Source organism: Streptomyces sp. CAU 1734, from assembly GCF_039888735.1.
Lineage (GTDB): Bacteria > Actinomycetota > Actinomycetes > Streptomycetales > Streptomycetaceae > Streptomyces.
The window spans coordinates 66,878-82,813 of record NZ_JBDQQP010000005.1 but is presented as its reverse complement, the minus strand read 5'-3'; the positions used below and the strand labels follow the sequence as shown (position 1 = coordinate 82,813).

At 64.8% G+C, this 15,936-nt stretch carries 13 protein-coding genes; all 13 read right to left on the bottom strand.

Translation table 11 applies throughout. From position 1 onward, the window contains the following. Window positions 1-196: 196 nt before the first annotated feature. The 13 genes from AAFN69_RS11025 to AAFN69_RS10965 all read right to left on the bottom strand — a co-directional run bounded on the left by AAFN69_RS11025 (window position 197) and on the right by AAFN69_RS10965 (window position 15,567). The gene (locus AAFN69_RS11025) at window positions 197-859 is read right to left on the bottom strand and encodes an RNA ligase family protein (RefSeq protein WP_347728199.1); all 663 of its coding nucleotides are present in this window, start codon (window positions 857-859) and stop codon (window positions 197-199) included. 268 nt (window positions 860-1,127) lie between these two features. After that, the gene (locus AAFN69_RS11020) at window positions 1,128-1,538 is read right to left on the bottom strand and encodes a hypothetical protein (RefSeq protein WP_347728198.1); all 411 of its coding nucleotides are present in this window, start codon (window positions 1,536-1,538) and stop codon (window positions 1,128-1,130) included. A gap of 92 nt (window positions 1,539-1,630) precedes the next feature. Beyond that, a complete protein-coding gene (locus AAFN69_RS11015; protein ID WP_347728197.1) occupies window positions 1,631-2,437 on the bottom strand; it encodes a hypothetical protein in 807 nt (268 codons plus the stop codon). Window positions 2,438-2,712: 275 nt separating this feature from the next. After that, on the bottom strand, window positions 2,713-3,453 hold the full coding sequence (locus tag AAFN69_RS11010) for a hypothetical protein (RefSeq protein WP_347728196.1): 741 nt from the start codon (window positions 3,451-3,453) through the stop codon (window positions 2,713-2,715). Window positions 3,454-3,529: 76 nt separating this feature from the next. After that, on the bottom strand, window positions 3,530-4,138 hold the full coding sequence (locus AAFN69_RS11005) for a hypothetical protein (RefSeq protein ID WP_347728195.1): 609 nt from the start codon (window positions 4,136-4,138) through the stop codon (window positions 3,530-3,532). 102 nt (window positions 4,139-4,240) lie between these two features. Beyond that, complete coding sequence (locus AAFN69_RS11000) at window positions 4,241-4,498, bottom strand: hypothetical protein (protein ID WP_347728194.1); 258 nt, start codon at window positions 4,496-4,498, stop codon at window positions 4,241-4,243. 9 nt (window positions 4,499-4,507) lie between these two features. Next, a complete protein-coding gene (locus AAFN69_RS10995; protein WP_347728193.1) occupies window positions 4,508-5,125 on the bottom strand; it encodes a hypothetical protein in 618 nt (205 codons plus the stop codon). 91 nt (window positions 5,126-5,216) lie between these two features. Next, window positions 5,217-5,525: a hypothetical protein gene (locus tag AAFN69_RS10990; protein ID WP_347728192.1), complete on the bottom strand. Its 309-nt coding sequence runs from the start codon at window positions 5,523-5,525 to the stop codon at window positions 5,217-5,219. A gap of 1 nt (window position 5,526) precedes the next feature. Further along, the gene (locus tag AAFN69_RS10985; protein WP_347728191.1) at window positions 5,527-6,426 is read right to left on the bottom strand and encodes a peptidoglycan-binding protein LysM; all 900 of its coding nucleotides are present in this window, start codon (window positions 6,424-6,426) and stop codon (window positions 5,527-5,529) included. A gap of 65 nt (window positions 6,427-6,491) precedes the next feature. Further along, window positions 6,492-7,094, bottom strand: a complete 603-nt coding sequence (locus AAFN69_RS10980) for a hypothetical protein (protein ID WP_347728190.1) — start codon at window positions 7,092-7,094, stop codon at window positions 6,492-6,494. 271 nt (window positions 7,095-7,365) lie between these two features. Then, window positions 7,366-8,478 carry a DUF5047 domain-containing protein gene (locus AAFN69_RS10975; RefSeq protein ID WP_347728189.1) on the bottom strand — a complete coding sequence of 371 codons (1,113 nt, stop codon included), beginning with the start codon at window positions 8,476-8,478 and terminating at the stop codon, window positions 7,366-7,368. Then, window positions 8,478-10,712, bottom strand: coding sequence for a hypothetical protein (locus tag AAFN69_RS10970; RefSeq protein WP_347728188.1), 2,235 nt, complete (start codon window positions 10,710-10,712; stop codon window positions 8,478-8,480). Before AAFN69_RS10970 ends, AAFN69_RS10975 begins: the two co-directional genes overlap by 1 nt. A 190-nt stretch (window positions 10,713-10,902) precedes the next feature. Beyond that, the gene (locus AAFN69_RS10965; protein ID WP_347728187.1) at window positions 10,903-15,567 is read right to left on the bottom strand and encodes a peptidoglycan DD-metalloendopeptidase family protein; all 4,665 of its coding nucleotides are present in this window, start codon (window positions 15,565-15,567) and stop codon (window positions 10,903-10,905) included. Window positions 15,568-15,936 lie beyond the last annotated feature (369 nt).

Genomic DNA, 15,936 nt, shown 5'->3' with positions numbered 1-15,936 from the left:
GGCTCCGTTGCGGCGACGTGTCGTCAGCCCTTCGGAGCGCTGCCTCCTACGCACTCAGCCCCCGGGACCGAAGTCACCGGGGGCTGGTGTGTGCGCTAGGGGTTGGTGTCACGCTAGTCGACTAGCGTGACCTCATCGGGGCACGGCATACAGATCTGCCGATGCCGGTAGCAGTAGTACTTGTGGCGCTCTTCGCTCATGCTGCGGACTCCCACTTTGCGGCGTCGTTCGCGTCAAGGGTGACCTTGAAGACCTGTCGGGAGGCGCTGTGGTAGACGCAGACGCCCTCCGGGTTCATGAAGTTGGGGGCGGCTGAGCTGCCGTGCGTCTTCAGCAGCCGAAGCGTCCGCATGATCTCCGGCTCGCTGAGCGGGCCCCGGTAGAGGATAGGTACGGCCGCGATCTGCTCTGCGATGGCAGACAGCTCAGCCCGCGTCGACATGGAGTCGAGACCGTCAGCACCGGTCTCATACCAGCGCTCCACGTTGAAGACGCTGAAAACCCGCCTCTCCATCCCGTATCCGCGCTGGATCCCCTTCCCCCACCATTCGCCGAAGTGCACGCCGGGCCCGAGGATATGAATCAGCTCGGCAGCGTTCTCGTGAACCCAGCCAGCGAAGCCAAAGTTGTCATAGGAGCGTCCCGGAGTGATGAGCCGACGCCGGGACTGCGCAGCAATGGAGAAAGTCCCCGGAAGGTCTTTGTTCTCCTTGATGTGAATCGCAGCGTTGGTGCCGTCCAGCTTCTCCGTGACGACGACGTCCCGGAACAGTCGTGGCGTCTTCGGCCAGGGCGTGAACTCGAAGCCACGCAGAAGCTCCGCCTCTTCGAACATCGCAGCCTTCTCGTGCAATGACATGCTCTCTCCTCCGCGCATGAATATGTGCGGGACGTCGCTCAGGGCGTCCCGCGGCGTGAGTGGTTGGTGCTACTTGCGGAATCGCTTCGACATGGAGGCCACGCCGTTCCGTAGCCGACAGCGGGAACCGCAGGGGCCGGGCCGTGAAGCCCGCCCATGACGAGCATGAGGAGTCAGGCTTCCATGGGCGCCAGTGCGGTGACGATGACAAGCCATCCCGCGGCCATCAAACTTGCGTGGCGGACGCGGGCGTCGTCGGAGGTGGTCGTCACGGTGCCTCCCCCCTCAGCCGTGCGATCTCCAGCGCCTGGCTGACGATGGTGGCTCGCAGCTCGTCCACGCCGGGTATCTCTGTGTTGCCCACGACCGCGCGGATAGACAGAGGACGGAACAGGCTCTCGGCCTCCCCCTTCAGCCGTGCGATCTCGTCCACCATCCCGGCCAATTCTTCGGCATGCGCGTGGGCCGCCTTCTGCCACTTCTCGCGCTCCTGCAAAGCCCGGTCCACACCCGCCACAACCCGCAGCATGTTGCCGTGGGACCAGCGGTCTCCGCCGTGGTCGCCCAGGTCGACGTCAACGAGGCGTGCGGTGCGGGCCACGACATCGCGGGCGTATCCTCCCTCTGCGTTCTCCGCATACACCGCGTCGTAGGCCGCCTCCTTCAGGCTGTCCAGCACGTCATAAAAGTGCCTGTCGCCAGCGAAGTGCACATCCCCCCTGACGCACCGGAACGCAGCCTCCACCATCGTCAGCGATCCGCCCCGCACACTCATGCCGCCCGCCTCTCCGTGCCGGTCTCCGTGGCGCCGCCCCGTGCGATGGGACGGCCGATGACGCCGCGCTGCATCTCCGACTCCCAGTCGAAGACCTGTCGCAGCGCGAGGAACTTGCGGTACACGTCGGGACCGCATGCGACGGGGACGAGCTTCCAACCCTCCGGTCGGACGTGGAGAACGGCTCCGCCGGACAGCTCCGGCATGGGGATGCTGTCGCCGGTGGCGGCCAGGATGATGCGGTCGGCGTAGCGGTAGGCGCTGAGCTGGAGAGCGACCGACGCGTAGACGTCCTTCGATGTCTTCCAGTCGAGCACCACACGTTCGCCCCCGACAGTGGCGATGGCGTCGAACGAGCCGGCGTACTGGTTCTGGTCCGACCACACCGTCTCTTCGAGGTGGTGGAACACGGGCTGCACCTCGTCCAGGAACTCCATGAACCAGCGGAGGTGGTGTCGAACGTCAGCGTGGACGTAGCGGGGATTGATCGCCTCGCCCCTGGCGGCGCGCTCGAAGAGGTCGTGGGCCATGCTGCCGACGTTCGCGGCGTCGCTCGCCTGACGTCGGTGCACCGCCTTCAGGTAGTCGACAGCCGCCGGCGGATCCCGCCGGGCCAATGGAAGCCACACATCCTCGGTCTTCACGGCCGCTTCCGCGGTGACCTTGACCGCCCAGTACCGCAGGAAACCCTTCGGCAGCTGGTCCACGATGCCGGTCACTCCGGGAACCTTGATCCGGCCGTCGGAGGGGTCCACGTAGAATCGTGCCCCGCCCCGTTTGATCGTGCTAATGGCTCCTGTCATGCGTCCTCCGCCTCTGTGTCAGTCCGTCTGTCTCCCTCACCAGAGTTATGGGGTAATCGGGGCCGGATGTGACGCTGCGGATCAAGATCTTTTCAAGTGACGCTAGTCGACTGGCGTCAGGGGCCGTCGCCCCCGGTCAAACTGCCAAACTGGACCCCATTTTTCAAAGGCCCTTAAGAGGCTCTATAGGGTTTTGAAAAATAGGGTCTAATTTGACACTTTGACACAGGTACAGAGATCGGGGAGGACGAGGAGCCGCGCTGACGTGGGGCCGATCATGTCCCTGAGCTGCCTGTTTTCAGGTGACGGCGCAGCGCACGGAGAGCCTTCTCCGCTTCGGCCAGCTTGGCGTCCAGGGCTTTGCGCTGTCCGTCCGTCATGTGTTGGATGGCCACGTCTGCATCGATCTGTCCCAAGATGCTCGCAGCCACCGTGGCGAGACGGAGATGGTCAGCGGTCACCTTGCCAGCTCGGACGGGTGCGTCGGATGTCTTTCCTGAGCCTTTGCGGCCACGCTTCGTGGGGGTTTCCGAGGCCGCCTCGATCGACGCCGTAGCAGCCTGGACGAGTACGCGAGTGGTCTCCCGGGCGTCTCTTCCCCGTTCCACCGGGGCAGTGTCAAGCAGCCCATGTGAGCGCAACTGGCGCGCGGTGAGGACGCGCCGGATTAGGTTGTTCAGGTGGTAGCGGACCGTCGCCTTCATGCGGTCCAGATCCTCCGCCGGCATCTGGATGCCGGAGTACATCTCGGCTAGCAACGCCTTGTACGGGGAGCTGCGGCCCGGGATGTCATCCAGTCGGATGCGTGCTGCGAGTTGTACCGCAGCCAGATGCTTGAGCAGGAGCGTCGGGTGCCCGTAGATGCGGGCATACTCCGCAGCGTAGGCGCGTCCCGCGGCAGCCAGGTACTCGTCCGACTGCTGCACCAGGTGATCTACCTGAACGGCGGCGATTTCCTTGGACGGATCCAGCGCCTCCAGGCTCACCGGGTCTCGCCGGCCGATTTCGCTACCCATTGTGTACTCCTTGCATGGACGTGGGGGGACAGAGGTCTGCCAGAGCATTACTGTGGCAGACCGCTACCGGCTAGCGCTAGATGAAATCCGACTCGCACACACCGCATGTGATCGGTCCGGCGCTCGCTGTCGTCGGGGATGCACGGATGAGACGGGGCGGGGTGCAACGACACTGGAGGGAAATGCGGCCCTGTGGGCGCACCCGCGGAATCGGGGTGCGAGCAGTGGGCAGTGCCTCGTCGTCCATCGCCTCCAGCCGGCGCAGGATGTCGGCGTAGAGGTCGCGGGTGGACTTCGGCAGCGTCGGGGACAGGTACCCGACGTAGGCCGAACGGGGCTCCGGCGACGGTTCGAGCCCCACTTTTTCCGCAGCCCTGACGTACGCGAGATTGTGGTAGCGGCCGTGTCGAGCGGTGTCGGCCACGTCGCGGCGCCAGCACAGGACGTGCGCGGCATCGTGGAGGAGGTAGAGGAGTACGGCGTCAGGTCCGTCACGCAGGACAGACGTCGGCACGGTGAGGCCCTGAAGGACGCCGTCATCCAGGGACCATCGCTCAGGGCCGTGGTAGCCCGTGGGCTTGTCGGTTGTGATGGCGATCTGTGCCGGAGGCAGGGGTGGCACAGACTGCCGGATGCGCGCCCACAGATCGTCCAGGACATCCTGTGGGCCGGTAGAGGTCGGCATGCCGCAGACGATATAGGACGCGACGCTAGTCGACTCATGCGGATCCCAATTTTGGGCATGAAAAAAGCCCCCACCCTCCGGAGAGGATGGGGGCTAGAGGTCCTACTCGCCGGTAGGGTCGATCGGCGTCACGCGTCGTCGGGCACCCTCCCCCACCAGAATGGGGAGCGCGATGACGCCGATGGCCACGATGCGCTCAGCGAGCACAGGAGCGGCCAGCGCGGGGAAGGCGACTGCCAGGGCCAGTACGACTGACGTGAGTGCTGCGCGCAGACGGACCGGCTCCATCGCGGCGTACACCTGGAGTCGGACGTAGACGCGGATGCTGAGGTCGCGGAGATAGGTACGGAGTCGGGTCATAGGGTCCTCTCAGGAGTGGGAGCGGGCGTAGTGACGCCGGGACTCGTTGATGTAGATCAGATCCGTCACGCCCTCCACGAACGTCAGCAGCGTCGCGACGTCGGCGTCGTTGTGGATCACGTGGTGCGCGTCGTCGGCCGTCAGGGCGCTCTCGGACTCGTGGTCCAGGTGCGGAATGCCAGGGCGGTCGATGTAGATCAGATGGAACCCGCGGCCCCGGAGGGCGGCCACCTCGTTCGGGTACCTGACGTCGGTGATCACAGCGGGCACGCCGTTCTCGCTGGCCATCTGAACGCGCGCCAGTGCCTCGCGCAGCCAGATGTTCGGATCGACGGCGCGCATCGAGGCGCCCAGCTCCTGAAGGAAGCGGCGGACCTCCGGGTACTCGTCCTTGGAGCGCTCCCAGCCAATGTCCCGCACCACGTCAGACAGGGTTCTCGCTGTCACATCGTGGTCGTACTCGTCGCAGAAGCCGACGTAGGCGACGACGATCGGATTTACCCGCAGCGCCGCCTCCTTCAGCGGGTCTGCGAACGCCACTCGCCGGTATCCGCGGTGGTCCACGAGCCACCGGCCGGCGGTGTCCTTGCCGCTCCGTGCGCGCCCGATGATGCCGATGTTCCCCATGTGCTCTCCCCGGTGAGTAGGTTGTCTCACTGGGGTTATGGGGTAATCAGGCGAGGATGTGACGCTCTTGTCATCACAGCCTGATGACGAATCAATCGTCCTGCGAAGGTGGCTGATACGTCATCAGGAGATGCTCAGCGGCATGGCCGGCCTGCCACTCGCGGACGCGCGCCACAGACTCCCGGACGTCGTCAAGATCCTCTCTGACGTCATCAATCCTCGCGTGCATCGTCCGCCCGTGCTCCTCCAGCTTCTCCGCCAGGCTCTCCCGCGTGAGCGTGCCCTCCGCCTGGACGGCAGTCTGCGTCTGACGGAGAGCGCGGGCGCCGCGGGAGGTGACGACGGCCGCACAGATCACGGCTATGGCGCCGATAAGAGCCACGATGATCTCAGTGCCCACGTCACCCCTTCACCGTGAAGCCGCGCTTGTCGCCCAGCTTCTTCAGCGACGTCAGGCCCGGGATACCGTCGGCCGCGGAACCGGTGTAGCCGCATCGACGCTGCCACGCCTTGTAGGCCGCGACCGTGGTGGAGCCGAAGGATCCGTCGGCCGCGTAGGTGGCGGGGAGCAGCTTCTCCGCCTGGAGTGCCTTCTCCACAACCTTCACGTCAGCCGGGTGCGTGGTTCCGCCCTGCTTCAGACCAGGGTCCCGACGAGCTGCGGCGATCAAGTTGGAGAGGTCCACCACGGGCTGGGGCTTCGGCTTCTCAGGCTCAGGGGCCGGCTTGTCCTTCGGAGCTGCGGCAAAGAGAGCAGAACGGCTGATGCCGCCCGGGTCCCAGTGGTCGTTTCCGGGGACGTTGCAGTGGCCGTAGTGACCACCCTTCGTCGCCCACGTGGTTCGGGATCGAGAGACCTTCGCGCCGTACGACGTCGCGAGAACGCCGGCAGGGAAGACGTCAGGGACGCCCCACGAGCGGATGGCACGCATGAGGGAGCGGAAGTTCGGGCCCGGCGCCCAGTACCCCGTGAATGGCCTTGCGGCCCGCGCCAGGACTTCCACCTGAATGCAGACGCGGCCTGTGCGGTTCGTCCTCGTCAGCCCGTCATTCCGAAGTGCCCGCGCGGACTCATTCAGCGGGCCGAACTGTCCGAGCCTGTCCGTCGTCGGGTCGTAGAGGATGTGCGGCTCAGCGCCGATCTTGATCAGGTACGCGGCGACGTTCTTGAAACTCGCGTCCCCGTGCCCGCTTTCGGTGCTGTGCCACACCGCGCGGCCCGGGGTCTTCGGCGAGTCCATCGATCCGCCGATACTTCCGTCGCCCAGTCGCTCGGCTTCCTTGATCCAGATTTCGCCCATCGGCGTTCCCCTCCCGGGCATAGAAAAAGCCCCGACGAGGCGGGGCGAGATGATGTGGTGGAACGTCAGTCGATGCTGAACCGCACCTGATCCAGGTAGAGGAATTCGGACGTCGAGCCAGCGGGCATGAAGAAGGAACAGACGCCGGACGACTGAACGCTGATCCGCCCCGAGAATCGGGTGATGCCGCCGCTCGTCGTTGCGTTTCCGGCAGCGATGAACACCCGGCCATCTGGCGGGCGTGCCTCCGTTGGGAGCGTCAGGAACGTCGTTTCCGTCGTCACCGCGAGATCGCCACCCGATGAGCGGCGGAATGCACCGCGCAACTGAACCTCACCGTTGACGATGCGATATCCGGGACTTCCGCCAAACGCCGTATACCCCGATGCGAACGTGATGGGTTTCCACTGCCCCGGGGACATCGCGCGCCAAACGCCGTCACCGTCGAAACGGTCCCAGCGATCTTCGGCGATGAGGTAGGAAATCATTCCCCGAACAGGAGCCGATGCCCCAACGAGGGTAGCGGCGCGGTCGTTTGCGTTGTCGAAACGCATAACCGTCAGCGCAACGAGGCCGTTCACCACCGTTTGGAACGCCGTCTCCGCGTTGGGCGGATCAGCGAGGACGGGATATTGAACACCCTGCCCGTAGGCGTCGTTTGCAGGCATGCATGAGCTCCAATTGTTTACGGGGCAAGGGCTCCGACGACAACCCAATTGCCGTCAGGGTGATAGAGGACGATGACCTTCTCCGCGACGGCAGGCGACGCATACGACTTCAGCCGGCGCACACGCGCCACTGGTCCGCGGGCTGTCGTGATGTCGACGGTTCCGTCTCCATACGTGGCGCTCACAGTGGCTGTGAGCCATCCGGGGCTCTCCTGCGCCACTGTGGCGCTCACAGCCCGCTGGATGGCGTCTGCGAGCCTCTGACGTGCGTTCACGGGGATGGATCCTCCTTGCCTCCGCGCAGCGTCAGCGAGGATGAGCCCTCAGCCGTCAGCGGGATCGTCAGAGACTGGACGATGGCGAGTTCGCGCCGGTCGGCGTAGCGCACACGGACGCAGTCCCCCGCCTCCAGGGCCGGGTTCGGAATAGCGGAAATAGACGTCGTCACGTTCGGCGCGATGGCGTCGAATAGCGCGTAGTCTGCGGCTGTCTGGCATTGTCCGACTGTCGTCCAGAGCGACGAGGAAATGTGCTTCGGTGCTCGACCGAAAGGCCCGTCCCAACGGGTCGGACTGGATAGTTCATCGTCGTACGCAACAGCACTGACCGGCGCTGTGTTGGCTGCGGCATTCTGCCCGCTGGCCACAACGGCGTTGTAAACGGCGTTGCGAGACATTTGGCGAGAGGCAGTCATCAGTGTTCCGCCCTGCCCCTCCGCGATATCCCAGACAACGGAAGACGTCAGCGGCGTTGGAATGTCGGCAATCACGAAACGGTCCAGTGCATCGACGTAGATCTCCGCACCCATCGACAATGCGATCTGCTGAACGGCGTCCCAACGGTCCGCGCCAGTGTTCCACGTCGCAACGGCACAGGCGGGATTTCGAGCGCCGGCCGTTGCGTTGACTATGACGGCGGATGGAAGGGTTTGCCGGACGAGGTAAGTGATTGCGTCGACACACGTCGCGTATCCACGCGTTGAGGTCGGAACGAGGAACTTGTCATCGGCGATGTAGCATTCCGATGACTGCCCGGTCAGCGTCACCGGGCCGGTGAGCGTATCGCCCGTCGGCTCGTTAACACGGAACGTTCCGAGAGGGACGTCTTCAAACGCCCCTCCGGCGAATCGGATTCCGCGGCTGACGACGAGCTTCTGCCCGTACACCGCGAGCGGATCCGACGCGCTCCAAGGGAGGAGTTTCGGATCCGCCACCGTCATAGAAAGGGAACGGCGGACTTTGCTTCCCCGGTCCAGCGTGACACTTCCGTCTGTTACGGGGACGTCTGCCACAAGGACTGTAGAGCCGACCATGGCCGTCACCGTGACGCGGATGCTGTGTGACGTCGTCAAGGCCGTGAGGAATGCCGCGGATACCGAATGCATCAGTCGCTCACTCCCGTCAGGACGCTCAGCCACGTGGAGCCGGATTCCAGGACACTCAGCCACGTGTCGTGCTCTGTGGAAATGAGCTCCCACGTACGGCCGGAGGATCCAGTGGCGCCGCCGATAGGGCGGTCCACCTCCGTCAGCGGAAGCACCCACTGGCGATCCGAGTATCCGGCATGCTCCACGAACGGCGCCTCGCTGACGTCGCCGACGGAGACGTATACGTCGCGCTCATTGAACAGGGGAGGCCAGTGCAGTAAGAGGACTGAGCCCGGCTCCAAGAGCCACCAGAGTGCAGATATGTCCTCTGCCGTCTCCGTGATCAGCATGAGGGATCCCTCCCGGCTGGTCCTGACGTCGGAGATGACGACCGGCAACGAGCGCCCGCGGACCAGGTTGACGCTCTGCCGGGCCTTCCTCGTCCACGTCGGCATCCCGCCCTTGGCCACCACAGCAGTCATCTGACGCGCGGGAAGACCCGGGTCTTTCAGCACGATCTCTGTGTCTGGCGGCTGCTCGATGATCACGGAGTCCGATGATGTGGATCGGTAGACCGTCGGGGACGTGGAGACCTGGAGTGTGTAGGTCACGGGCACGCCTAGAGGTGCCTCGTGATCCTCCACCACCGCTAGATCACCGACGATGGTCTCCTGGACCAGATCTCCCGCCGGGCCGCGGACCGCTACACGGGTGCCGTCGGCCGCCATCCGCCACAGACCCCAGTAGGTGTAGCCGCCGGCCGTGAGACCGGAGATGGAGAGGGTGACGCCGTACTGGTGAGGAATGGGATCCGCGAGGATCGCCATGCCTCCCGGCTGAATGGTGACGTCATCGACATAGGCCAGCTCTGGCGTGAGTAGGTCAATCTCGATGCCCATCGTGGCCGACGCTGCCGGAGCTGCGGCGCTCACTGGGAGCGTGTACCACCCGCCCGCTGACGGATCGATAGTCCACCGGAGATCGAGGTATCGAATCTCCGTCCCGCCAGAGTTGAAGAACCTCAGCCGTGTGGTGACACGTCGCGCAACCGCACTGGCGTCCAAGCGGACACGGAACTGCGCGGTATACGCCTCACGTGGCGTCACCGGTACCGGCGTGGTGAGTCGCAGCCCGATGTACGGTGCCCCCACGTCCGGGGTCATTCGGCAACTGTTTGATGCCTCCCACGCATATGCGGTGGAGCGGGAGATGGTGCAGTTGATACCGGTCCACGACGCTGTGGCTCCCGATTCCATACTCTGCGCACGGTAGGAGAGCAGTGCGCCCGCCGGCTTAGGCGCAGGTCGGAGCGCGATTTGGTCGTACTCCCACACCTGGCCGCCGGAAACCACGGTGCTCGTGAGCGCCACGCGCGCGGTCACCGCTCCTGCCGGCGCGTACACGATGACGCTGCACCGCATCCAAGCGTCTGCGTTGGTGATCGTCCACGACTGGCTTGACGTCGAGATCACGGCGTTGCTGGCGTCGTACCACACGATGGCGACCACGTGTGCACCGCCGGCCGTGGGTGACTGCACCCACGAGTGTGCGGTGTACTCCAGTCCTGCGGTCACGGGGTACGCGGTTGCGCTCGTCACCTTCACCGTCGCGGGAGCTGCGGACGTCACGCCAAGGACATACCAGCCCTCATACGCGATCCCAGTTCCACCGGGCCGCGAGATGACGGCCGTACCGTCGCTCGTCCAGCCCGCTGTGGAAACCTCCAGGCCCTGATCGTTGTAGGACATGAGGTTGCCCGCAATGGCGGGTGTGGGGCCGAGGTCAATACTGTCCACCGCGACGCCAGTTCCAGCCGTCAGGCCGGTCACGGAGACCGTCACGGACGCCCACAGTGCGCCCGCGGGTGCCACGCCAATGAGGATGGGAGGCGGAACCGTCCACGTCGTGGCGGTCGCCATCGTCACGCCGGCTGAGGTGATGGAGCTGATCGGAGAGCCGCCGGAGACTGCTGTGTACCAGTCAACACGCACTGTCGCGACGCGTCCCGCAACTGCCGTGAGGTTGGCGAAGTAGGCGTACGAGGTGTACTCGACGCCCGCCACCACAGCCACACGAGCGGCCGTAGTGGCGGACACAGATCCGGCGGCTGTAGCCGTCAGACTGAGGCTGCGCGCCCCGCTGAAGTAACGGGTGGAGTGGGCGGCCGTCGTGTTGGCTCCGGCCACCCATCCTGACGCGTCAGTCTCGATCTCGCTGACGTTGGCCGCGAGGAGGTTGGTGGCGACGCTCACCCGCCACCGCCATCTCCGCCACCGTCCCCAGCGCCTCCGCCGTCACCCCCACCGTCGCCGGTGCCACCGTTGTTGCCGTCGTCGGCACCGGGGCGAGGCCCTTCAGTAGGCGGTGGCGCCTCAGTGGGCGGTGGAGCGGTGTAGATGGGACTCTCCACCGGGTGCTCAGGATCCGGAGCGGGGCTCGTCATCAGATGATCCGTCCTGTCTCAATAGCGGATGCGGTCTCGACGTCGCGGGCATCGATTTCGACGCGCACGATGTCGGTGATTTCACGGTCGCCGACGTACACCTTCACGTCGGCGTGGAGCTCAGTGGTGCCGGAGGTTTTCGCGGCCCGGATGTCATCCCACTGGGTGGAGGTGAACACCGGTTCCGGTTTTCCGGTTCCGTTCGCCACGACACTTAGGCCCGTCGGCAGATATCCGCCATCGTCGTACCAGTGCGGCGTCCGGCTCAACCACTTGGAGTAGGCCGCGGAAGGAGATCCGTAGTCCGGCCGGTCCTTGATGTATCTCAGGCCCCATTGGATCTGGGTAGCCGGGTTGCTCTGCCAGTCAGCGCCGGCCGTCGCCATCTTCGTGGCGGGGAGTGCCTGCGGGATTCCGTAGGCACCGGAGGACGGGTTCTTGGCATTCCAGCGCCACCCGGATTCACCATGCCACAGGCTCTTCAGCGGGCCCCATTCACGAGGACCCCATCCGAACGAGCCCAACATGTTCTGTGCGTACCGCTGAGCGGCTTCGACCGTCTTCCCGCCGGAGTTCATCGCCACGCCGGTCAGGTACGGCATCGGGTCTACGGCTCTTCCATTGCGCCGGGCCTCCAAGTGGAGGTGCGGGCCAGTGGAATTGCCGGTGCTGCCGACACTTCCGATTCGCTGTCCGCGTGATACCTCGTCGCCGACCTTCGTCAGCAAGCTCGACATGTGAGCGTAGAGGCTGGACAATCCGCCACCATGATTGATGGTGGCGTGGATTCCGTAAGGACCGCCACTGCGGGCAACGGCAACTCGGCCAGCGTCGACCGCCTTGATTGCCGTTCCGGATGCCGCGGGGAAGTCCAGACCGGTGTGACGCCCGGAGGACCACATAAGGCCGCGCTTACCGAAAGGCGTTCCGTATGGAGCATCGACCGGCTTACTCCAGGCGGCATTTCCTCCGCCCAGCCCCACCATGTCAATGGCGGCGTCCCGCAGGCCGGTCAGTACCGTGACGGGGATTTTGGCGATCTCCCGGGCCCAAGGGTTGGAGGCGATCTCCTTCATCTGGTCCCGGACGAAGCCGGTCGCGTCCTTGAAGATCTCGACAGGATTCAGGAAGTCAGCCGCACCGGAGAAGAAGTCGCCGACGGCGCTGCCCTTGCTCTGGAGCCATCCGACGATGCCTCCCGTCGCGTACCCGCCCTGGAATGGAGCAAGTGACTGGCCGCGCATTGCGGCCGAGTTGACTGCGAAGAGCCGGGCCTTTTCGTACGGGTCGCGCATGGCCTCCGAGACGTAGACACCCTCGCCACGTCGCATGGGGACGAGCTGATCGTCACCGCTTCGCCATGAGGACTGACCAGGCAGAACGCCACCTCGGGCGAATCCCTTGAGGTCGAGCGGCTTCAGCTTGTCGGCGCCAGTGATGCCCGCGACTTTATTCCACAGCGGGACGATGCCCCGGTTGTAGACGTGCTCCATGATGAAGCGGACGGGCTTTTTGGCGATCTCCTGTACCTGGTCCCACGCCTTCTTAATGGAGGATTTGCCCTCTTCGAAGGATTCAGCCACAGCAGCCATTGCCGTCTTGATACTATCGAAGGCGGGCTTGATCGCGTCCTCGTAAACCCAATCAGCCTTCTCAGCAATCCAATCGAAGATTGGCGATAGGATCTCGTTCCAAACCCACTCAGCACCCTCACCTACTGCTTCGAACGCCGAGACGATCCCATCGAAGGCCGGCTTGATGTAATCGTCGTACACCGATGCTGCAAGATCACCGATAGCCGTGAAAGCGGGCGACAGCATCTCATTCCACAGCCACATCGCCAGATCGCCAATAGCCTCAAAGGTGGGCTTAATGGCCTCGTCCCACAGCAATTTCGCGACGGCAGAGAGCGCCTGGAATGCCAAATAGGCGGGCAGGAGAAGGACAGTGAGGAGCGCGGTGAACAGGAGTTGCGCGGCCTCCGCAATGAACCCGAAAGCTGGTTTGATGGCGTTGTCCCACAGCCAAATCGCAGCGTCGGCGACGGCGGAGAACGCCGTTCCCAGCGCACTGAACACGGGCTTGAGGACGCTATTCCACAGCCAGGAGAAGGCCGTACCGAGTGCATCTACCGTCGTGTCTACGGCAGTTCGGAACCAATTCCAGTTATTGTATGCGTAGACGACGCCAGCCACGAGGAGTGCGATGACGATGACGATCGCCTGAATCAGCGGCACAATACCCGTCGCGGCCAGGGCGAAAGCCCAACCTGACGTCGCGATGGTGGCGACGATCATGACCGCTCGATAAAGGCCCATGGCGATGGCGAACGCTGCCATGCCGAGGGTGATTGCCTTCTGTGCGGCCCAAATTCCCCACAGGGCGATCACGGCCTCAGGCGCGTTCTCGGCTATCCAGGTGAGTCCGTCAATTACCGGTCCGAGCAGTTCCATCATCGCTTCGGAAAGGGGTGCCAAAGCCTTCGTCAGCTCCAGCGCCATCCCGAGGATTTTGCCGATGAACTCGGCAAGTCCAGGAGAGGTGTCCTTTACGTACGCCAGGAATTTCTCAAATTGTGGTGAGCCTTTGAGGCTTGAGCCCCAGCGGGCGAAACGACCGGTGATCCTGTCGGACCGTGTAGCGATGCCGTCCATCTTGGGGAGGAAGGCGTCGATGACTCCGGCAATGCCCTTGACGACATTTCCGAACGCGTTGCCGAAGCCCTCTACTGCGGGCTCCACACTGTCCGTCAAGTCGGCCTTGAAAGACATCCAAAACGGAGTTTTCAGCTGAGCCGATGCCTTGTCCCACAGCGTCTCGATACCGCTTGCGGCCCCGAGGACGAGTGGCGTCAGACCGGGCAGAGCGCTCTTCGCGCTCTCCACCCCGCGGGTGAACAGCGGGAGGACTTCCGGCTGAAGGGACTTCTGCCACTCGTCGTAGGCTTTCTTGATGCCCGTCGGGCCGGCGATGGAGTCGTACAGGTCACGCTGTTCCGGGGTGAGGGCCGCAAGTGCCTTGCGGTGCTCCTCAGCCTTCGACGTAACCTGTGTGAGGGCGGCCATACCCGACAGCCGGGCCGACTCCACACCTCGCTCCGCGGCCTCCACGGACTCCGCGGCCTCCACCTGAGTGGCTGCCGCGTTCTCCACTGCGTCAGCCACGCGACGCTGAGCGTCGGCGACGGATTCGGCAGCTTCTGCGGCAGCTCGGGCGGAGGCACGCTGTGCGTCGGCAACGGCTTTCGTCTGGTCTACGACGGTCTGCTGTGCGTCGGAGAGACGGTCAGCAGCGGACTTGACTGCGTCAGATCCTTCGACGCCGGCAGCCTTCTGAGCGGCGGCCGACTTCTGGAGGTCGGCGTAGTCGTCGCGCTGCTGTTTGGCGGCCAGACGCGCCTGATCCAGCGCAAGGAGCGCGGCCTCACGCTGGAGGTCTGTGGCACGGGGATCGGCCATGACTTCCTGAAGACGCTGCTGTGCCTCCGTGACGCGAAGAGCGGCCTCACGCTGGTCAAGCGCACCTTCCGCCAGGCGGTCATTCAGGTCCCGGAGCTGACGGGCCGCGTCGGCACGGGCTTCGGTGAGGTCTTCCTCGGCGCGCACCGCACTGCGCTTGGCGTCGGCCAGGGACCGCTCCGCACGCTCGACACTCTCCGCGGCCTGGCGGCGCTGGTCCGCGGCACGCTGCGCAGCCTGCGCCACGGCCCGTTCCGCGTCCTCCACCTGACGGCTCGCCTGAGCGATGGACTGTGCCGCGTTCCGGTGAGCGGTTTCCAGCGTCTGCTGTGCGCCGGCCATCTGAAGGGCACGCTGTGCGGACTGCCGGGTCGCTGATGCGGCACGCGTGGTTGCGTTCTCCGCGTCGTCCTCAGCGGCCGTCTTCGCCTGGAGAGCTTCAGTGACGCCCTTGATGGCGGGGATGGCAGCCAGGCCGAGAGCACCCACACCCGCCGTAGCGGCGAACGCCATGCTGACGACCGCTCCGAGACCGGCCGCCAGGACTGGTCCCAGAGGTATCGCCATCAGGATGGCCATCTGGATGCCGAGCGACACGAGTGCGCTGGTGGCGCCCGACGTGTCGATGTCGATGTTGAGATTCGGATCCGTCGCGTCCACAGCCGCTATATGCGCCTGCACCTCAGCTAGGGCGGCACGCGCGGTTGCCGTGTCCGCCCGCACGGAGATGTTCGGGTGCGACGCTCCTAGCCGGCGGAGTTCGGCGTCGATGGACTCGATCTCGCGCTGTGCGTCGGCCACGTCCACATCGATGCCGATGCGACGGCCAGCGATGCTCTCCATGCGGACACGGAGCGCCTGGAGGTCGGAGTCTGCGTCTGAGGTGTCCGCACCCACACGCAGGCGGGGCAGCGCGCGAAACGCTGCCGTCAGACGAGTCTGAAGGGCACGGGCGAAGGCACCGCCCGCCTCACCACCCTGACGCGCAGCCGCTCGTTGCGCCGCGGATCCGCCGAAGGATGCCGGAATGGCCGCCGATATCTGACGCGCAATGGCGTCACCCATCTGCTGCCCCAGAGCCTGACCGGCCTCCGTCCCCACGCGGTCGGCAATGGGGGTGATGGCATCGGACAGTTTCTGATGGAAGTTGGGGACAATGGGGACGACGTCGACAGCGACTGTACCGACGATATCCAGATCCGCCACGGTATTACTCCTTCGGCTGGTTTCTCAGCCGCGGATCCAGTGCGCGGCGGTCCTCTTCACTGAGCCTCTTTCGTCCGCCTGCGGCTGATGGAGGAATGCCGGGTCGGGGCGTCGGCTTGAATTCCGGCGGCTTCGCTCCTGCGGCTGCGACCGCGACAATCCGGTTCAATGCCAGCTCGTCAATCACACGCGCCAGCAGCATCTCAGTGCTGCTCCACGGAGCGAGGTCGGGACGGTGGTCCGTGGTGGCCCTCTCCAGGTCGCTCGGGTCAATCGCGTTGCGAATTGCGACTTTGGTCCGGGACTCCGGGGGAAGGGAATCGATTAGAATCCGCAGACGTCGAATCGACATCCTCCCCCGATAGAAGT